At 41.1% G+C, this 18447-nt stretch carries 16 protein-coding genes; 6 read left to right on the forward strand and 10 right to left on the reverse strand.

What is annotated here, in order from left to right; genetic code table 11:
• The first annotated feature begins 20 nt into the window (after positions 1-20).
• Together F887_RS04840 and F887_RS04835 are read left to right on the forward strand one after the other, a co-directional pair.
• Entirely contained in the window at positions 21-2237 is a 2217-nt protein-coding gene (locus F887_RS04840; RefSeq protein WP_005295976.1) for a TonB-dependent receptor family protein, read from the forward strand.
• A 258-nt stretch (positions 2238-2495) separates the two neighbouring features.
• Positions 2496-4652, forward strand: coding sequence for a TonB-dependent receptor family protein (locus F887_RS04835; protein ID WP_005295977.1), 2157 nt, complete (start codon positions 2496-2498; stop codon positions 4650-4652).
• Between the two features lie 49 nt (positions 4653-4701).
• On the opposite strand, the gene F887_RS04830 is transcribed toward F887_RS04835, so the two are convergent.
• Both F887_RS04830 and F887_RS04825 read right to left on the reverse strand, forming a co-directional pair.
• On the reverse strand, positions 4702-5163 hold the full coding sequence (locus F887_RS04830; protein ID WP_005295980.1) for a GFA family protein: 462 nt from the start codon (positions 5161-5163) through the stop codon (positions 4702-4704).
• A 26-nt stretch (positions 5164-5189) separates the two neighbouring features.
• Positions 5190-5822 (reverse strand): TetR/AcrR family transcriptional regulator, encoded by a 633-nt coding sequence (locus tag F887_RS04825; RefSeq protein WP_005295982.1) that lies wholly within the window; start codon positions 5820-5822, stop codon positions 5190-5192.
• A 112-nt stretch (positions 5823-5934) separates the two neighbouring features.
• On the opposite strand from F887_RS04825, the gene F887_RS04820 reads away from it, so the two are divergent.
• A complete protein-coding gene (locus F887_RS04820) occupies positions 5935-6402 on the forward strand; it encodes a hotdog fold domain-containing protein (protein WP_005295984.1) in 468 nt (155 codons plus the stop codon).
• Between the two features lie 51 nt (positions 6403-6453).
• Here F887_RS04820 and F887_RS04815 read toward each other — a convergent pair whose 3' ends face one another.
• Complete coding sequence (locus tag F887_RS04815; protein ID WP_005145130.1) at positions 6454-7548, reverse strand: fatty acid desaturase family protein; 1095 nt, start codon at positions 7546-7548, stop codon at positions 6454-6456.
• A gap of 14 nt (positions 7549-7562) precedes the next feature.
• Positions 7563-8630: a ferredoxin reductase gene (locus F887_RS04810; protein WP_005295988.1), complete on the reverse strand. Its 1068-nt coding sequence runs from the start codon at positions 8628-8630 to the stop codon at positions 7563-7565.
• A gap of 140 nt (positions 8631-8770) precedes the next feature.
• Here F887_RS04810 and fabR point away from each other — a divergent pair, with 140 nt between their 5' ends.
• The 3 genes from fabR (at position 8771) to dps (ending at position 11289) form a co-directional block, all read left to right on the forward strand.
• Positions 8771-9466, forward strand: a complete 696-nt coding sequence (fabR, locus tag F887_RS04805) for an HTH-type transcriptional repressor FabR (protein WP_005145127.1) — start codon at positions 8771-8773, stop codon at positions 9464-9466.
• Positions 9467-9558: 92 nt separating this feature from the next.
• Positions 9559-10575 carry an AI-2E family transporter gene (locus F887_RS04800; protein ID WP_005145126.1) on the forward strand — a complete coding sequence of 339 codons (1017 nt, stop codon included), beginning with the start codon at positions 9559-9561 and terminating at the stop codon, positions 10573-10575.
• 216 nt (positions 10576-10791) lie between these two features.
• Positions 10792-11289: a DNA starvation/stationary phase protection protein Dps gene (dps, locus tag F887_RS04795; RefSeq protein ID WP_005295991.1), complete on the forward strand. Its 498-nt coding sequence runs from the start codon at positions 10792-10794 to the stop codon at positions 11287-11289.
• Between the two features lie 55 nt (positions 11290-11344).
• Here dps and rapA read toward each other — a convergent pair whose 3' ends face one another.
• The 6 genes from rapA to F887_RS04765 form a co-directional block, all read right to left on the reverse strand.
• Positions 11345-14182 carry an RNA polymerase-associated protein RapA gene (gene rapA, locus F887_RS04790; protein WP_005295994.1) on the reverse strand — a complete coding sequence of 946 codons (2838 nt, stop codon included), beginning with the start codon at positions 14180-14182 and terminating at the stop codon, positions 11345-11347.
• Between the two features lie 144 nt (positions 14183-14326).
• A complete protein-coding gene (locus F887_RS04785) occupies positions 14327-14971 on the reverse strand; it encodes an RluA family pseudouridine synthase (RefSeq protein WP_171067406.1) in 645 nt (214 codons plus the stop codon).
• A gap of 142 nt (positions 14972-15113) precedes the next feature.
• Positions 15114-15530: a GlcG/HbpS family heme-binding protein gene (locus F887_RS04780; RefSeq protein WP_005295998.1), complete on the reverse strand. Its 417-nt coding sequence runs from the start codon at positions 15528-15530 to the stop codon at positions 15114-15116.
• A 355-nt stretch (positions 15531-15885) separates the two neighbouring features.
• Entirely contained in the window at positions 15886-17184 is a 1299-nt protein-coding gene (hemL, locus tag F887_RS04775) for a glutamate-1-semialdehyde 2,1-aminomutase (protein ID WP_005296001.1), read from the reverse strand.
• Positions 17185-17266: 82 nt separating this feature from the next.
• Entirely contained in the window at positions 17267-17878 is a 612-nt protein-coding gene (thiE, locus tag F887_RS04770) for a thiamine phosphate synthase (protein ID WP_005296003.1), read from the reverse strand.
• 153 nt (positions 17879-18031) lie between these two features.
• A complete protein-coding gene (locus F887_RS04765) occupies positions 18032-18403 on the reverse strand; it encodes an Mpo1-like protein (RefSeq protein ID WP_005145109.1) in 372 nt (123 codons plus the stop codon).
• Between the last annotated feature and the right edge of the window lie 44 nt (positions 18404-18447).

An 18447-nucleotide genomic window follows, 5' to 3' on the forward strand; every position in this document is an offset into this window, starting at 1 on the left:
TTACAGCATTTGCCATCTCTATGAAATCTGCATCCTGTTCTGCTGCGTCATTGATAAAATTTCAGCCCTCTTCTCTCAGTCTTGCGATTGCTATCTCACTCAGTGGGTTATCTCATGCGGCTTTTGCCGATGAAGCACAAGCGAATGAAACTCAAACGCTTGCGACAATTTCAATTCAAGCACAAGGTAATTGGCTGGATAATGCCAATGCAGAAAAAGTACAACAGCATGCAGGTGCTCGAACGATTATTGACCGCAAACGATTGGATGAAATCGCAACCACGTCGATTCGTGATGCGTTAAAACAAATTCCAGGCGTACAAGTTCAGGACAGCAATGGTACAGGTGGTAGCGATGTTTCGCTCAATCTTGGGGTTCGCGGCCTAGCTTCACGTTTATCACCACGTTCGACTGTGTTAATGGATGGTGTACCACTTTCTTTTGCCCCATATGGTCAGCCCCAATTATCTTTAGCGCCTGTTTCGATGGGGAATATTGAGTCAGTTGATGTGGTTCGTGGTGCTGGATCCGTTCGCTTTGGGCCACAAAACGTTGGTGGAATCATTAATTTTACCACTCGTGCAATTCCACAAGAGTTTTCAGGTTCAGTGGGCTTAACCACTGAGTTTGCAACAGGAACTGACCAATTAAAGTACACACCGAATTTGTTTATTGGTGGAACACTGGATAATGGTTTGGGGCTAGCTTTACTTTACTCTGGCAGTAAAGGTGATGGCTATCGAGAAGCCAACAATAAAATTGATATCGATGATGTCATGTTAAAAACTGCCTACCAATGGACTGATCAGGATGCGATTGCAGTCAATCTGCACCATTACGAAGGTCGTGGAGAAATGCCAGAAGGTTTAACAGCCGCACAATTTGCAGACAATCCTTATCAGTCCAATCAAAGCCGTAATTATTTCGCCGGTCGCCGTTCTGATATTTCTGTGAAATATAGCCATAAAGACGAACAAAATAACTTTGAGGTTTTAGGCTATTACGTCGATTCTTTTCGTACCAGTGACTTAGAGTCGATTGGTAATAAAGGCACAAATACACTCAGTAATTCACCTCGTGATTATAAGTATTTTGGCATTGAACCACGCTATTCACGTGCCTATAGTTGGGCAGGTATGGATAACGAAGTGACTGTCGGCTATCGATATTTACAGGAAGAAAGTTCTGAATTTTCAGGACGTACGCTCCCATATAACACCCTAATTGGCGTACCAGGTGATCGCCTTCCGAATACAACCAGTGATGGTGGTACCAAAGCCCATGCCGTGTATATCGATAACCGTTTTGGTTTAGGCAATTGGGTGATTACGCCTGGTGTGCGTTTCGAATCGATTGATACACATAATGACTTCACAGCTTATCAAGATGGTGTCGTCACCAATACGGTTTATCCAAAAATCAAGTCAGAAGAATTCCTGCCAAGCCTATCGGTACTTTATAAAGCCACTGAAAACTGGAATATTTTTGCCAATGCAGGCGTTTCGTTTGGTCCACAACAATATAACCAGTTAGTCACCACTCAAATGGTGAATAAAACAATCAATACTGCCTTTACTACCCTTGATGGACTACATCCTGAAAAATCTAAAAACTATGAGATAGGAACCAAGTACCTAGGCAATGGTTTGAGTGCTGAATTGACCGTCTTCTATTTAGATTTTGACAAAGAATTGATGCTGGAACGTCCTGATAATATCGGTACAGGAATTTGGACTAATTTAGGTGCCACCAGTCATAAAGGCTTTGAAACTGGAATCAGCTATGATTTTGGTCAGCTCGCTGATGCTTTAGAAGGACTAAAAATCTATGGTAACTACACCTTTACCAAAGCAACCTCTGAAGCAGGAAAGTTTGAAGGTAAAGACTTACCTTACTATTCACGTCATATAGGCAATCTAGGGCTAGCCTATCAAGTCGATCAATGGTCAATCAATGCGGATATGTTCGCTCAGTCTAAACAACATGCACCAGGTTCAGGTACCGTTTATATTACCGAAGAAACCGCAGATGGCCGCACAGGCGACATCCCTGGCTATTCAACCTTTGCGGTACGAGCAGGTTATGACTTTAACAATCAGCTTAAAGGCTTGAAAATTGCAGGTGGTGTAAAGAACCTGTTTGATACGCAATATTATACGCGCTCATCAGACTCTACTGGCGGTAAATACGTGGGACAACCACGAACTTTCTTCTTACAAACCTCATATGATTTCTAAATCAAAAAAGCCGAGCTGATAAGTTCGGCTTTTTCTGCATCCTGCCTGTACAAAGAATTGCTCATCCCACTTATATAGAAATCAAACCTTTTTATGCCAACTGAATAGATATAGGTTTTACATCCTCAATAAAAATTATATATTTTATGTGAAATTTTAATTAGTTTAGCTAAACAATAGCTATAAATGAGAATTATAATCAATTAGAATAATAGCGCAAAATAACTCCCCTATCCTACTCCATTCGGCAATCAATTTATGATGTGTTCATTTTCTCATTCTCTTTATTTCTCAAAATTTAAACGCTTACCTCTAAGCTGTGCAATCACGACGTTACTCAGTTGTGTTGCCACAACAACATTTGCAGATGATAACCAAGCGAATACAACACAAACACTCGCAACTATTTCAATTCAGGCAGAAGGAAACTGGTTAGAACAGGCCAATGCTCAAAAGGTTTTAAATCATCCTGGTGCCCGTACTGTGGTTGATCAGCAAGCATTAGAATCACGTGGTATTACATCGGTAAAAGAAGCCCTACGCACCGTTCCTGGTGTACAAGCCTCTGAAAATTCAGGTACTTCAGGTAGCGATGCCTCTTTAAGTATTGGGGTACGAGGTCTCACCTCAAGATTTTCACCACGCTCACAATTGATGATTGATGGTGTTCCGTTAGCTGTTGCACCTTATGGACAACCTCAGCTTTCTTTAGCACCCACTACATTGGGCAATATGGAATCGATTGACGTAGTTCGCGGTGCAGGTTCAGTACGTTTTGGGCCACAAAACGTTGGTGGAATTATCAATTTCAATACGCGCCGCATTCCTGAAAGTTTTGCAGCCAGCATTGGCATGACCACAGAAATTGCTGAAAATGGCAATTTAAAAGTAAATCCAAACCTATTTGTCGGAACCACATTAGACAATGGTTTAGGGTTGGCTTTACTCTATTCAGGTGTAAACGGCGATGGCTATCGTGATCAAAACGATTATTCAAATATCAATGATTTACGTTTGAAAGCCAGCTACGCTTTAGATGATTACTCAAGCATCGAAGCGAACTTGCATCGTTACGAAGCCAAGGTCGACATGCCCGGTGGCTTAACACCTGCTCAGTATGCTCAAAACCCCTATCAGTCTTTGCGCAACCATGACTATATGGAAGGAAATCGTAATGACGTATCACTGAAATATAATTATAAAAAAGACAATAATGCTTTTGAAGTTCTCACTTATCACCTCGATAGTTATCGTGATGCTGGTGTAGAACGTCTTGGCTCTAGCGTTTATCAAACTGCACCACGTGATTATAAAGTCACTGCCATTGAGCCTCGTTATTCACATGCATTTCCTCTTGGCAATACACTTAATGAAGTCTCTGTCGGCTATCGCTATTTAAAAGAAACCAGCCGTGAATCGGTTGATCGTGCAAGTTATAACAGTGAGACTGGTCCTCGTAGTTCTTATGGTTGGACTAAAGCCGATGGTGACACTGAGGCTCATGCATTCTATATCGATAACCGTACCGATCTAGGTGCTTGGTCGCTCACACCAGGACTTCGATTCGAGCGAATTAAAGCCAACGAAAATATGTACAAGTTAAATCGTGATTATTCGGTTTTTAATGGCGTCAATGCCAGCAAGACTTATGATTCCTTGCTTCCAAGCTTTGCCGTTATGTACAAGGCCAATGATCAATGGAACATTTTTGCCAACTATGGCAAATCATTTGCCCCTTTTCAATATAGCCAGATGGCAACTACGAATTCTGATCGTGCATACCTAACGATGGATGGTTTAAATCCTGAAAAGGCAGATAACTATGAAATCGGAACGCATTATTTAGATGATTATTTATCACTAGAATTCACTTTGTTTTATATTGATTTCGCAGATCAGCTCAAACGTGATGATGCGGCTCAGACGTATACCAATCTGGGTGCAACCAAACATAAAGGTGCAGAGTTAGGCTTGAAATATAACTTTGGCGCCATCAATGATACCTTGGCTAATCTATCTGTCTATGCCAACACGACCTATACCAAAGCAACAGCCTCCGCTGGTCAAGACACTGGCAATGAGCTTGATTTCTATTCAAACTGGATTGCTAATGCAGGCGTTGATTACAAACATGATCAATGGACATTAAATACCAATCTATATGCCCAGTCTAGCCAAATTGCGGCGGGTAAGGATGATGGTACTGGACGTTATGGCAATATCCCAGGCTATGGCATTGTGGGTGTTCGTGCTGCCTATGACTTTGCAAATACTCCATTGTCGGGATTAAAAGTAGGATTAGGGATCAAAAATCTATTCGATCAAGAATATTACACCCGTTCAGCTGATCAGGTCGGTGGAATCTATGCTGGCCCTTCCCGCACTTATTATTTACAGACTTCGTTTGATTTCTAAATCAATACTCATGTCGCTTACTAAAAGCAGAAACACCCGTTTTCTGCTTTTAGTTGTTTATTTCAAAATAATTTTCCAAATCCAGCATATTCGGCAACTCATCAAACTCACTAAGTTTTTGGTGAGTTTCGGCCCAACTGGTCTTAGAGTTCACACAAAAATTTAGTTCAAGCTCGGGGATAAAATCTTCCTGAATCAATCCTAAAGGAATCCACATCACCTTTTGATTGATAGCTAAAGCATTCGGTACGGGTGAACCGCATTTGGTACAGAAACTGCTAGTAAAGCCTGTATCCTTGACATAGGTTTGAATCAACTGCTCGCCTTGCTGCCATTGGAATAATTCAGCTTGAACAAAGGTTGAGGCATTGGAAGCAGCTCCACTCTGCTTACGACATAGGCTGCAGTAGCAACGATACATCATTTTAATTTTTGTCAGATGAAACTCAAAATGCACTGCCCCGCATAAGCAAACCCCTGTATATTTTTGCTGTTCTTTCATTGCTGACATCTATTTTTTCCTGATCTTTTTTTGTTTTATTGATGCTGGGCTAGATTTTGCAATGAATCCCAAGCGGCTTGTGCCAAAGTTTCTTGATATGCTTTAGGATTGGTCACGACTTTTTCAGAGAGCCAAGCACGACAATAGCTTTCTGTTGCACCAATGACCAAAGACATCATCAACTCTGCTGGCACTGATTTTAATAATGCAGCATCGGCATAGCTTGAAACATACCCAACGATTTTTTGATTCCTGTGTTTATTTTTTTCATTTAAGCGTTGTCGATATTCGCCTTGTAACACACTAAAATGGGCAAGTAATAAAAACTGTGCAAACTTGGGCTGGTCAGCTACCCAATCGACATAACTGTAAATCAGCGCATAGAGCAGTTCTTTAAGCGATTTTGCTTCTTGCAAATATTCCTCACGCAATTGTGCTTGATCATCTAAAGCGGCAAATACCAATGCTGCAATGATTCCATCTTTATTCTTAAAATGATGGTAAATCGCCCCCACACTACTGTCAGATTTTTCCCGAATCATTTCAATACTGGTGGTGTCTAAGCCATATTCAAGAAAGCATGACAAAGCATCTTGTAGAATCTGTCTTTTTAATAATGATCTACGTTGTGGATATAAACGTTCTAATAATTGTTGGGCTGCTTGCATAGTTTAATCAAATTCACCAATCGTCGGAACTATTGTGTATGACTTGACCACAACTTGTAAACAGAATTATATTCTGTAAAAGAATTTAATTCTGTTATAGGAAGTTTTAGCCATGGCCTCAACTCTAGATCTATGGAACAAAGTATCTGCCTTGCCTGCTGGAAAGTGGACATTCACACGTATGCTGTGCTTAAAGGCACCTTATTTCAGTAGCATTTCTCCGCTATTTGAGGAACTAAAAGCCAACTCTTGTAAAATCAGCATTAAGAAAAAACGGAATGTGCTCAATCATATAGGTACGGTTCATGCGATTGCGATGTGTAATATGGCAGAACTTGCTGGTGGTACCATGACTGAGGTGACGGTTCCTAACACGCATCGCTGGATTCCGAAAGGCATGACCGTTGAATATTTAAAGAAGGCTGAAACTGATCTGATCGCGATCGCGACACCTGTTGAGCCTGATTATGATTGGGAAAAAGCAGGTGAATACCTAGTGAATGTTGATGTGCTTGATCAACATAATGAAAAAGTTTTTCATGCCACCATTACCATGTGGATTTCCCAAAAGAAGAAATAAAATAAAAAAGCCCTGAAGCGAAAGCATTCAGGGCTTTTTTAATGCTACATCTTATTTTTTGAAAGGCAGTGCATATTTAAAAATACGACCAACGACTTCACCAAACTGTTTCACGAAGCTCGCATTATTATAATGCAGACCATATTTTTCACAGACTGCCTGAACTTTAGGTGCAACTTGACGGTAGCGACGCGCAGGAATATCTGGGAACAAATGATGTTCAATCTGATGACTCAAATGCCCTGTCAAAATATGAAAAGCCTCTGATCCAGTCAGGTTTGATGAACCACGAATCTGGCGCATATACCAATGTCCACGGCTTTCATCTTTTAAAACCGCTTTAGGGAACACTTCTACATCTTTGGTAAAGTGACCACAGAAAATAATGCTGAATGTCCAAACATTACGAATCCCGTTCGCCACCAAATTCCCTGTAAACACAGGAAGTGCTGCAGGCCCCGCAATCAATGGAAAGAACACATAATCCTTAAACATCTGCTTTAAAATTTTCTTCTGTGCAGGCTGCCACTCTTGTTTGAACTCAGTCATGGTTTTACGCTTATACACCACTTTGCCCAATTCTAGGTTTTGAATTGCCACCCCCCACTGGAATAACAGGCCAAATGGCAAGATATACATAGGTTGGATTAGGGTAAATTTAGACCAGCGTTGTTCAGGGAACAAACGGAATACGCCATAACCTACGTCATCATCCATGCCTTTTACATTGGTATAGGTATGGTGCTTATAGTTATGGGTTTGACGCCAGTTATCTGAGGTTCCAACCGTGTCCCATTCATAGGTTTGACCATTGAATTTAGGATCGTTCATCCAGTCGTACTGACCATGCATGACGTTATGACCAAGTTCCATATTTTCCATGATCTTGGCAAAACCAAGTAAGCCTGTACCCAGTAACCACGCTGGAGGGAACCAACCCAAGAATAAGCAAGCGCGCCCAAGCATACTGCTATAACGAATGGTGGAATAAACACGGCGGATGTATTTGGCGTCTTTCTCACCCAAATCATCCAGCACTTCTTGTTTGATCTGATCTAGTTCACGAGCAAAAGCATCTAACTCAGCAGCAGTTAAATCACGATTTTTTGGATTTTTAAAAAATTCAATTTTAACAGGCATGTTCATAATCAATTTCTCACTTATAGATCAATCACAAGATCAGACTGGGCTGAATTGACACAAATTTTTAATAACTGCGTTGGTTCACTATTGGCAGCGCCATTCAATAAATTTTTAGTCGCGCCCTGTGCTTTGTTACAGGCACATTTGTTACAGATCCCCATACGACAGCCATGATTAGGCTTTATGCCTTGATGTTCCAAACTGGCTAAAATCGACTGACCTTTTGGAATCGCAACAGTTTTATTTGATTGGGTCAAAGTAACATTGATAAAACCCGTTTCTGCTGTATCGCTACCCAACTGGCTTAAGCTAAAAGCTTCTGTTTGCAGTGCAGCAGCGCCTTGGAACAAACTTTCCGCTGTAGCCGCAAAACCTGATGGTCCACAGGCATAAACCGTGGTTTTATCCAAAGCCGTCAATTGATCAACATGACTTTGATTTAAACGCTGATCCTGTTCTTGGGTATAAAAAATTTGATAACTAAACTGAGAGAAATTTTCAGAGACTTCTTTCAAATACTCAACATAAGCAGCATCTGCTTGAGTTTTCACCCAATACATCAATTGCACAGCAGTTTTGTTCAATTGTTTGGATTGGCATAGACCTTCTATCAAACTCAACATCGGCGTGATACCGCTACCAGCCGCCAATAATACCAAATGAGGTGTTGCAACTGACTGCTGCATCTCACCATAAGGTTGCCCCAAACGTAAGATATCACCTGTTTGGCTTTGCTCAACCAGCCAAGAACTCACTAAACCTTGATCAACTTTTTTAACCGTTAAACAAAGATGATCTGCATCTACCTGCATCAAGCTATAGGTTCGTTCGTAATGACGACCCGCAATATCAACCGTAACTGGATGGTGCTGCCCTGCAACTCCGCGCGTGACGTGTCTGTTACATTGCAAAATAAGACTGACCGTATCTTTTGCCACGATTTGTTTTTTTACGATTTTGGCAAGAGACTGATTAATTGACCACAATGGATTGATTTTCTGTAACCAAAAATTGGCGTCATGGCTGTTCATTACACTTTGAGCCAACGAATTAAATAGAGAATTTCTCTTTTCAATTGCTTGCATGAGCAGGTTTACTCTGGTTGTTTGCTAATTATTATACATATGTATATATATTTGTATATACGCTCGTATAAGAATTTACATTTCACAAGTACACCGACAATCGTTATAATCCCGAGTAGCTTACTTATATATTGAAAACAATGGTTCATTCTTCTTTTTTACCGCTCGGCCATGACAACATAAATGAACAAGATGTCATTCCTATGAAATCTCCTGTGCGCTCAGTGGGTAGAAAAGCAACCATTACTAAAGAAGAGTTGTTTCAAGCCACACTGAGTTTGATTGGTCCGCAAAAAAGTATCGCCTCGCTTAGCTTGCGTGAAATTGCACGTGAAGCTGGCATTGCTCCGAATAGCTTTTATCGTCATTTCAAAGATATTGATGAACTCGCAATCGCGCTGATTGACCAGTCTGGTTTGGTACTCCGCCGTATTATTCGTGAAGCACGCTTACAAGCGTCAAAGCAGCAGAGCATTATCCGTAGTTCGGTTGAAGTGTTTATTCAACAATTGAATACCGATGAAGGAAATCTGAGCTTATTACTCCGCGAAGGTTATACCGGTTCGACCTCTTATAAAGCAGCGGTTGACCGTCAACTGAACTTCTTTCAGCAAGAGCTTCAAGAAGACCTCATTCGTTTAGAGCAGATGAATAACAGTAAAATCAGTCATGCTGATCTTGTTGCTAAAGCCATTACTCAACTGGTATTCAATATGGGCGCAAAAGTGCTTGATCTGCCGATAGAACAGCGTACTGAAGTGGCAGAACAAACCATGATCATGATCCGCATGATTTTAGAGGGTGCACGTCATATCAATGAAATGGAAATTGATTAACGCTTTGTATCGGCCTAAACTAAAACTGAATGTAACAAAAATTGTATCTTTGTCCGCTATTATAATGACAAGCTAAATTAGGCATACAGATCATGAATCTTCTCAGTGACCGTCAAAGCATCATCGCCAGTTTCATTCTGATGTTTTTGTTTTTAATGATGGTCATTCCCCTGCATCTGCTGCCTAGTTTTTTTGCAGGCTTTCTGATCTTTGAAATTATTAACAGCTTAAGTTCGATCGTTGAAAAACATATTGATGGGCAACGCGCACGTATCTTTATCAGTATTATTCTTGGGGTTTTAACCACTTTCTTGATTGGTTTCTTTATTACCAGTCTGATTAGTTTTGTGATCTATGATTTAAAAGGGACTGGGCTAAACTCCTTCAATTTTAAAATTGATCAAACCCTGATTAAGTTTCAGGCTGAAATGAGTCAATATCTGCCAGGTTATCTGCCGCATAGCGTTGCCGATATCAAAAATCAGATCTTGTCTTTTATCAAAAATAATATTTCCATTGTGAAAAATACGGGCACCGATATTCTGCATAACTTGGCGACCATGGTGATTGGCCTGATTGTCGGAATCTTGGTCTCGATCCAAAATTTCAAACAGCATGCGCCACAGCCTGTGTTCAAAGCCGCGATTTTACATCGTATTCAAAAGCTATCGGTTTCTTTTAAAAATGTCGTGTTTGCTCAGGTCAAGATTTCTCTAATCAATACAGCACTGTTCATGATCTTTGTCTTTATCGTGCTACCGTTGTTTGACATTCACCTGCCTTTTGCGAAAACCCTCACCATCCTGACCTTTATCTTTGGTTTATTGCCCATTATTGGAAACCTGATTTCCAATACCTTGATCATCATGGCTGGCCTGACGATTTCCTTATCTGTCGCAGCAATTGCCTTGGCCTATTTAGTGATTATTCATAAGCTTGAATATTTCGTAAATGCCAAAATCATTGGTACCAAAATTAATGCCAGTGCGTGGGAAGTGTTATTGGCAATGCTGATTTTTGAGTCTATTTTTGGCTTAAGTGGACTCATTGTTGCGCCAGTTTTCTATGCGTATATTAAATTAGAATGCAAAGATGCAGGATTGATTTAAGGAATTTTCAACCCGTATAGATGCAGTTTAACAGATGTCATCATCATTTAATCTGAATTCAAACGGGCTGTATCAAAAAGAAAATTGATGATAAGCAAACTTACAAAAGCCTAGAAAATGAAAACACTTAAGTGCTGATTCAAGGGATAAGCTAGTGATGAATCTAATGGTTTTTATTCACTATGTTTCATCACATTATAATTGAATGAGGTAACTATGAGTTCTTCAGCAGCAAAAGCTTTAAAAGTATATACACGTAATAATTTAGATGACTCGATTAAAGAGGCCACAGTTAAAATATTAAATCAGATCCTTGCCAACTTGATTGATCTTTCATTACTCACCAAGCAAGCGCATTGGAACATGAGGGGGAGCAACTTTATTGCGGTACATGAAATGTTGGATATGTTCCGTACTTCGCTGATCACCCATTTAGACAATGTCGCAGAGCGTGCGGTTCAAATCGGTGGAACAGCGTTAGGAACAACGCAGACTGTTGCGGAAACATCGCATCTGAAAGCCTATCCTGTCGCCATTCACGCGGTACAAGATCATTTAAAAGAACTGGCAGATCGTTATGGTGTGGTCGCCAATCACTTACGTGACACCATTGAAGAAATTCAGGATCCAATTTCCGAAGATATTCTGCATGCGGCACTCGAAGATCTGGATCAATATTTATGGTTCTTGGAAGCCAATATCGATCAAAACTAAGTTTATTCACGGCATAAAAAAGAGGACCATTCAAGTCCTCTTTTTTATGCCTCGGTTATGGCTTAACCACAACCAAGACCTGAATCGCTTCTGGTGTCACAGATAGACCATCCAATAGACTTAAGCCTTCTTTTTGGAATTTCTGTAAACGCTCAATCTCATCTTCACGAATACTTGGGTTAAATTGCTTGAGATAAGTTAAACGGTCAATCTCGTATTGCCATTTGCCGCTGTAATGCTCTTTGGCTTGTTGCATCAATTCTGGCAAAGAGGTTTTAGCAATATCTAAAGCTTGTGCATAGCGGGTTTCAATCACGTCACGACGCGCTTTTACCACTTGACGGCAACTATTACCATCGAGATGATGCAGGTACGGACGTAAAATGCTTGGATCAATCTTGGCAGACAAGTCTTGACCATTCTCACTGAGTAATACGCGAATCAATTGCTTCGGTAAGCTGGATGGCAGGTTCAATGCTTTTGGTGCAACTACATCGACCTTAAACCAGACTTCCAATAACACTGAACCTTGTTTCAATGCATTGGATTTCAGTAAAGCAACATTGGTACTACCAAATGATTGTGTGCGGATCATCTCCATCACACTTTCAATAAATGGATGTTCCAAGGTCAAATATTGTGCATCTTCACGGATTTGTGCCTGATCACGATAGAAGGTCGCCGTCATGCCTTCTTCATCCAAGGTAATTCCTTGAACTTGCATTTGATCAGTCGGCTTAATGATCACCGTACCGTTGCTTTGCTCATCAAAATCGATATTGGTTGATGACATGAAACGCTTCACGAACATTGGCAAAGTCGTGTTGTCATCATAATCTTCAAGGGCTTGCACAATGCCTTGCGCCACCACTGGACGACATGAATTGTACTCGAGCAAACGGTCACGCCCTGCTTGCAACTCTGCTTCTAGTGCTTGACGTTGTACATTCACTTCTTCAAGTAAATCTTCAAACGTCTGACCTTGATCTGCCAATAAACAATCTTTTAACTCAACAATAAAATTCTCTTGTAGCGTTTGCGCGGTTGGAGAAATACTGCTGAAAATATTGAGCGCTTCGTTGTACCAACGGAACATGCGCTCTTGCGCTGTGCCAATTAAATACGGCACATGAATCTGAATACGGTTCTCTTGACCAATACGATCCAGACGACCAATACGTTGTTCAAGTACGTCAGGGTTTGCAGGTAAATCAAATAAAATTAAATCACTGGCAAACTGGAAATTGCGTCCTTCTGAACCAATTTCAGAACACAGCAGGATTTGCGCACCATAACTTTCTTCAGCGAAATATGCCGCTGCTTGGTCACGCTCCAACAAACTCATGCCTTCATGGAACATTGCGGTACGAATGCCTGCATGTAGACGTAATACATTTTCCAATGCTTCAACCACAGGTCCACTACGCGCGATCAATAACACTTTTTTATGTTTTAAATCTTTGCGCAGCACTTCCATCAACCAAGGCACACGCGGATCATTTTCCATCCATGCACCATCAAGTTGACCTTCTTCTGGCCACATTTGCTCGCGCATTTTGCCATCGAAAGACCAGTCTTCTGGTGCTGCTAATGGTGCAGGTTGGCAATCACGACCAGGGAAACCTTGAATCGCTTCACGGGTATTACGGAATAAGATACGACCTGTACCATGACGGTCTAATAATTCATGAATCGCACGCATACGATGTTCAGGCTGATCATCAATACGATGACCCAACAAGCCTTCCAACGCAGCCAAATGCTCTTCTGTTAATGCTTCATCTGACATCAACACTTCCGCAATTTTTGCGGTTTGTTGATATTGTTCTTCTTCATCAAGGAAACGATCAAGACTGCTGAAACGTTGCGGATCAAGTAAACGTAAACGCGCAAAATGGCTTTCAACCCCTAATTGCTCAGGTGTTGCGGTGAGCAGTAATACACCCGCCGTTTGTTCAGACAACTCTTCGATCAAATCATAGCGATCATTGCCGCCTTCTTCTTCGCTCCACATCAAGTGATGCGCTTCATCGACCACAAGCAAATCAAAACCTGCTTCAATGGCTTGCTCACGCAAGTCATCATGGTCAACCATCAGGTCGACACTGGCAATAATGCATTGTTCAGTCAGGAATGGATTTAGATCAGGATCATGCTCTTTAATCGAAGCAGTACGGGTTAAATCAAACAGAGAGAATTGCAGATTGAAACGGCGACGCATTTCAATCATCCACTGATATTGCAATGAATCTGGTACTAAAATCAGGATACGTTCTGAACGGCCTGTTTTCAGTTGTTGATGGATAATCAAACCAGCTTCAATGGTTTTACCTAAACCCACTTCATCCGCTAACAAAACGCGTGGTGCAAAACGTTTACCGACCTCATGTGCGATATACAATTGATGTGGGATCAAACCAACACGAGCACCTAAAAAACCGCGTAAAGGACTGGTATGCATTTGTGCTTGCAACAACATCGCTTCAATACGCAGGTCATACCATTCTTTATAATCGACTTGGCTTGCTAACAGACGCTCTAAAGGTTTTGACAGCTGGATTTGCGCACCGATACGGGTTTCATTCAGTGCCTTACGCTCTTGTTCACCATTGTCTAAGTTGCGAACAACGTCATAACGAAGAACACCGTGACGGTCTTCAATCGACTCAACAATCCACTTGATGCCTTCTTGGTCTTGCACTTCATCTTTTACATTGAAGATGATGCGAGTTAAAGGCGCGTTGTTCCGTGCATAAACACGAGTTTCATCACTTTTAGGGAATAAAATGCTGATAGAACGTTCATCTACATCAATAAGAACCCCTAGACCGAGTTCAGTTTCTGTATCTGATAACCAACGTTGACCAATAGCAAATTGCTGCAATTTTTCCACCTTTATCTCATGTTAGCCTACATATTTTATGCCCTGACTCAATTAAAAGTTAAGGCATTTTATGTAGTTTTAAGCGATGTATTTTGACACAAAGCGCAACCAAATAGCGTGCATCACATCGTGTTTCATAAAAAAGTTTTTAGATTAAAACGGTACGGAACAATCAAATGTCAGTTGTGTACCAATTTTAGGATGAGTGAAGCTTAACTGCGTTGCATGTAAGCACAAACGCGCATAAAGCTGTTGCTGTTCGGGTGTGGCATATAAGGTATCACCAAGAATCGGATGACCTAAATATTGCATATGCACACGAAGCTGATGTGAACGACCTGTAATCGGAATTAGTTGAACGCGGGTTACAGGTTGTCCTTGAATCTCGAAATGTTCGATCACTTGCCATTCTGTTAATGCAGGTTTGTGATAAGACGCATCAACAATATGTAAGGGCGGACGGCTTGGATCATAAATCACAGGAATATCGACGGTGCCCTGACCTTCTAAATGCCCTGCAACCAAAGCTTGATAAATTTTTGAGGTTTGACGGTCTTGGAACTGACGAGAAATGGTACTTTGTCCAAATTTGGATAAACCAAATACCAAAATACCAGAGGTATCACGATCTAAACGATGAATCAGTAAGGTTTTCGGTTCTAATTCTAATAAACGATTGATCAAACAATCTTGTAAATCAGGTGTTTTTCCTGGTACGGTGAGCAAGCCTGCAGGTTTATGGATGACCATAAAATCTTCATCACGATGAATCAAATGTTCACTTAGAAAATCATTCAAGGTAGCCTTCCAACGACTGGATGAAAACAAGCGGGCAATCATAAAAAGCTTGGCGCTGAATTACAATGCATGACACGTATTTTTACTGATTTTTTTCGTGTTTCTCTCGAATTTTCATCCAGAATCGAATTTAAATGATGATTTAGCTCTGTTGCGCTAGAAATTGTTGAATTGCATGCTGGGCAATTTCTGCATCTTGAAAAGATTGTACGCCTGAAATGCCGACTGCACCCACGACCTGCCCTTGATATACAATTGGCTCACCGCCTTCTAACATTCCTTTTGCTGCATTGATCGTTAAAAAGCCGATTTTACCATCACGGATCATATCTTCGGATGCCTTGGTTGTTCTTCGGCTGACCGCGGCAGAATATGCTTTTTCTTGACAAATCGCTGTCGATAATACTGATGCACCATCCATTCGCTTCATCATCAACAGCGTTCCACCGTCATCGACCACTGCAATGCTGACATTAAAGCTGTGCTCTGTTGCATATTTCAATGCTGCATCAACCAGAATGTCTACATCAGCGGAAGCTAAATAATGTTTAGTTTTCATGTTTTTACTCCATTCCTATGAGTTTCTTATAAACGTTTATTTAAAATATGATATCTCGCAACGCTATCCACAGCCTGCATAAGCCAAAATGTTCGCACTTTGGTGCAGCCGAAGACAACCGCAAAGATAGTGGATTATTCAAGCATATTTTAGCTTGCAGTACAGTAAAGATTGTTTATCTTTACTACTATTCATAGCTGAGATTTATTATATAAATAGATAGAAACTTCGTAAGATTCCGTTCCGATCAAGCATTATTTTTTTAAATCCATTAAGGTCTCTTTTTATTCAGATCAACCTAAACCGTTGCCATAAAAAAGCCCGAACAAATCGGGCTTCTGTATGCATCACAACGTTATTTCATTTCAGCAAAGGTTTCTTTTGCTGCTTGAATCGTCTCTGCAATGTCTTGATCCGAATGCATCGATGAAATAAAGCCTGCTTCAAATGCAGATGGCGCAAGATATACACCACGCTTTAACATGCCATGGAAAAATTTCTTAAATGCTTCAACATCACAGGCCAACATTGAATCAAAGCTGGTAATGTCATCTTGATCAGTGAAATACAAACCAAACATGCCACCCACTTGCTGAGTCTTAAATGGGATACCCGCTTCGTCTGCTGCGGCCTGTAAACCTGCAAGTAATTTGGCTAACTGTGCAGCCAGCTTGTCATAAAACTCTGGCTCACGTAGATGCTTGAACATCGCAATACCTGCACGCATTGCCAATGGATTCCCTGACAATGTACCTGCTTGATACACACCGCCTAAAGGCGCGATGCATTCCATGATTTCACGTTTACCGCCAAAAGCACCCACAGGTAAGCCAGCACCAATGATTTTACCCAAAGTAGTCAAGTCAGGTTTAACGTTATATACCGATTGTGCGCCACCTAAAGCAACACGGAAACCAGTCATCACTTCATCAATGATGAACACTGATTTATATTCATCACAAACATCACGAATCGCTTGCAAGAAACCATCGATTGGCGTCACCAAGTTCATATTGCCTGCAACAGGCTCAATGATTACACCAGCAATCTCATGACCAAATTTGCTAAAGCATTCTTTCAACGCTTCAATATTGTTATACGGCAGCGTTAATGTATGTTTAGCAAAATCAGCAGGTACGCCTTTTGAAGTTGGCTCACCTTCGCCTAAAGTCAGTAAACCCGAACCCGCTTTGACCAATAATGAATCTGAATGACCGTGGTAACAGCCTTCAAATTTTACAATCTTGTCACGGCCTGTATAACCACGTGCCAAACGAATTGCCGTCATGGTCGCTTCTGTGCCTGAGCTGGTCATACGAACCAATTCAATGGATGGCATGATTTCGCAAATCGTATCTGCCAGCGTGGTTTCGTGCACGGTTGGTGCACCAAAACTCAAACCGTCTTCTGCTGCGGTTTGTACCGCTTGAATAATATCTGGATGTGCATGACCTAAGATCATTGGGCCCCATGAACCGACATAGTCCACGTAACGCTTGCCATCGACATCCCACAAATACGCACCTTTGGCCTTTTCAATAAAGACAGGCGTACCACCAACACCGTTAAATGCTCGTACCGGTGAGTTAACCCCACCTGGAATATGTTTACTTGCTTGTTTAAATAACTGTTCTTGCTTTGGAGATAAACTCATAAAAGACTCAACCTAGAATCAAGGACGAGGAACGCTGTCGTTCCGAGAAACAATGAAAGCTCCGCAAAGCGGATGCATATAATTAGTCAAATAACGTTGCCCATGCATGTACACGAGCAGGAATTTCGGCTGTTGATCGCCCTAATATATCACTAATTACCGCACAAAGGCTCGCCCCAGCCTCAATCACCACTTGAGAGTTTTCAACGGTCAACCCACCAATGGCACAAATCGGCAGATCAAATTTTTGCTTGGCTTGTTTGATCACTTCGATCCCGACATTCCCCGCTTCGGGTTTGGTTGAGGTCGCATAGACTGCACCAAACGCCACATAGGTTGCCCCATCAGCAATCGCTTTTTCAGCCAAATCTAGTGAATTTAGACATGTACGGCCAATGATCACACCTTGAGGCAAACACGCGGCTGCATCACTTATTTCACCATCAGATTGCCCCAGATGCACGCCTAGACCAAATTGTTCAGCCAGTGCCAAATCATCATTAATCACAAACGGAACTTGATGTTTTTCACAAAGTATTTTGATCTGCTCTACTTCACTTGGCTGATCTGCTTTTGCCACTTTCTTACGGCGATACTGCAAAATAGCAATATGTCCTGTTGCCAAGGCAACATCTAGTTTTTCGAGCAAGAGCTGGATTGGATCATCGTTGGTAATGAGGTAAAGACCGCGCATGAACGTTTCACTATTCACTATAATTACATTAGCTTCAGAGTATATTTTCTTGCTTAAAATTTAAAGGGAGACAATGTATTTACATCATTAATTGCTATAAGTCAGAACAAATAAAAAAGCTGCCAAAGCAGCTTTTAAAATATCAAACGAACTTTAAGAATCAATTTTATCAAACTGGCGATCGATCAAACTTAAACGACCACGCGCAACATCAGACAGCATACGCCAATCTGAAATGAAGCTATAAAGCGGCTGTTTAAAGCTAGCAGGCTTATTATGTTCAAAGAAAAAATGCCCCACCCAAGCACAGGCATAGCCTGATACCAAACCATATACAGCATATTTTGCCTGACGTTTACGAATGGCTTTACTAAAGAAATATAAACCAATCGAGCTGCCTGCGACATGTAAACGACGGCTGGCAATACTGCGATGTTCTGTTAAATAAAAGTGATAAAATTCATCATAGTTTTTAATAGGTAATGAAAATTCCACTGGCTTGGTAATATTCGCTGGTGCATTCATTTTTGGATCATCCTAATCGTGCAAGACTCTCCACACGTTAATGC

This window comes from Acinetobacter sp. NIPH 2100, from assembly GCF_000369805.1.
In the GTDB taxonomy this organism is placed as follows: domain Bacteria; phylum Pseudomonadota; class Gammaproteobacteria; order Pseudomonadales; family Moraxellaceae; genus Acinetobacter.

Excerpts from the sequence above, each read along its gene's own strand:
- F887_RS04835 (WP_005295977.1), top strand. The coding sequence starts at position 2,496 with ATGATGTGTTCATTTTCTCATTCTCTTTATTTCTCAAAATTTAAACGC.
- F887_RS04765 (WP_005145109.1), bottom strand. The coding sequence starts at position 18,403 with ATGAATGCACCAGCGAATATTACCAAGCCAGTGGAATTTTCATTACCT.
- hemL (WP_005296001.1), bottom strand. The coding sequence starts at position 17,184 with ATGAGTTTATCTCCAAAGCAAGAACAGTTATTTAAACAAGCAAGTAAA.
- F887_RS04815 (WP_005145130.1), bottom strand. The coding sequence starts at position 7,548 with ATGAACATGCCTGTTAAAATTGAATTTTTTAAAAATCCAAAAAATCGT.
- dps (WP_005295991.1), top strand. The coding sequence starts at position 10,792 with ATGAGTTCTTCAGCAGCAAAAGCTTTAAAAGTATATACACGTAATAAT.
- F887_RS04800 (WP_005145126.1), top strand. The coding sequence starts at position 9,559 with ATGAATCTTCTCAGTGACCGTCAAAGCATCATCGCCAGTTTCATTCTG.
- F887_RS04830 (WP_005295980.1), bottom strand. The coding sequence starts at position 5,163 with ATGTCAGCAATGAAAGAACAGCAAAAATATACAGGGGTTTGCTTATGC.
- F887_RS04810 (WP_005295988.1), bottom strand. The coding sequence starts at position 8,630 with ATGCAAGCAATTGAAAAGAGAAATTCTCTATTTAATTCGTTGGCTCAA.
- fabR (WP_005145127.1), top strand. The coding sequence starts at position 8,771 with ATGGTTCATTCTTCTTTTTTACCGCTCGGCCATGACAACATAAATGAA.
- thiE (WP_005296003.1), bottom strand. The coding sequence starts at position 17,878 with ATGCGCGGTCTTTACCTCATTACCAACGATGATCCAATCCAGCTCTTG.
- F887_RS04825 (WP_005295982.1), bottom strand. The coding sequence starts at position 5,822 with ATGCAAGCAGCCCAACAATTATTAGAACGTTTATATCCACAACGTAGA.
- F887_RS04840 (WP_005295976.1), top strand. The coding sequence starts at position 21 with ATGAAATCTGCATCCTGTTCTGCTGCGTCATTGATAAAATTTCAGCCC.
- F887_RS04780 (WP_005295998.1), bottom strand. The coding sequence starts at position 15,530 with ATGAAAACTAAACATTATTTAGCTTCCGCTGATGTAGACATTCTGGTT.
- F887_RS04820 (WP_005295984.1), top strand. The coding sequence starts at position 5,935 with ATGGCCTCAACTCTAGATCTATGGAACAAAGTATCTGCCTTGCCTGCT.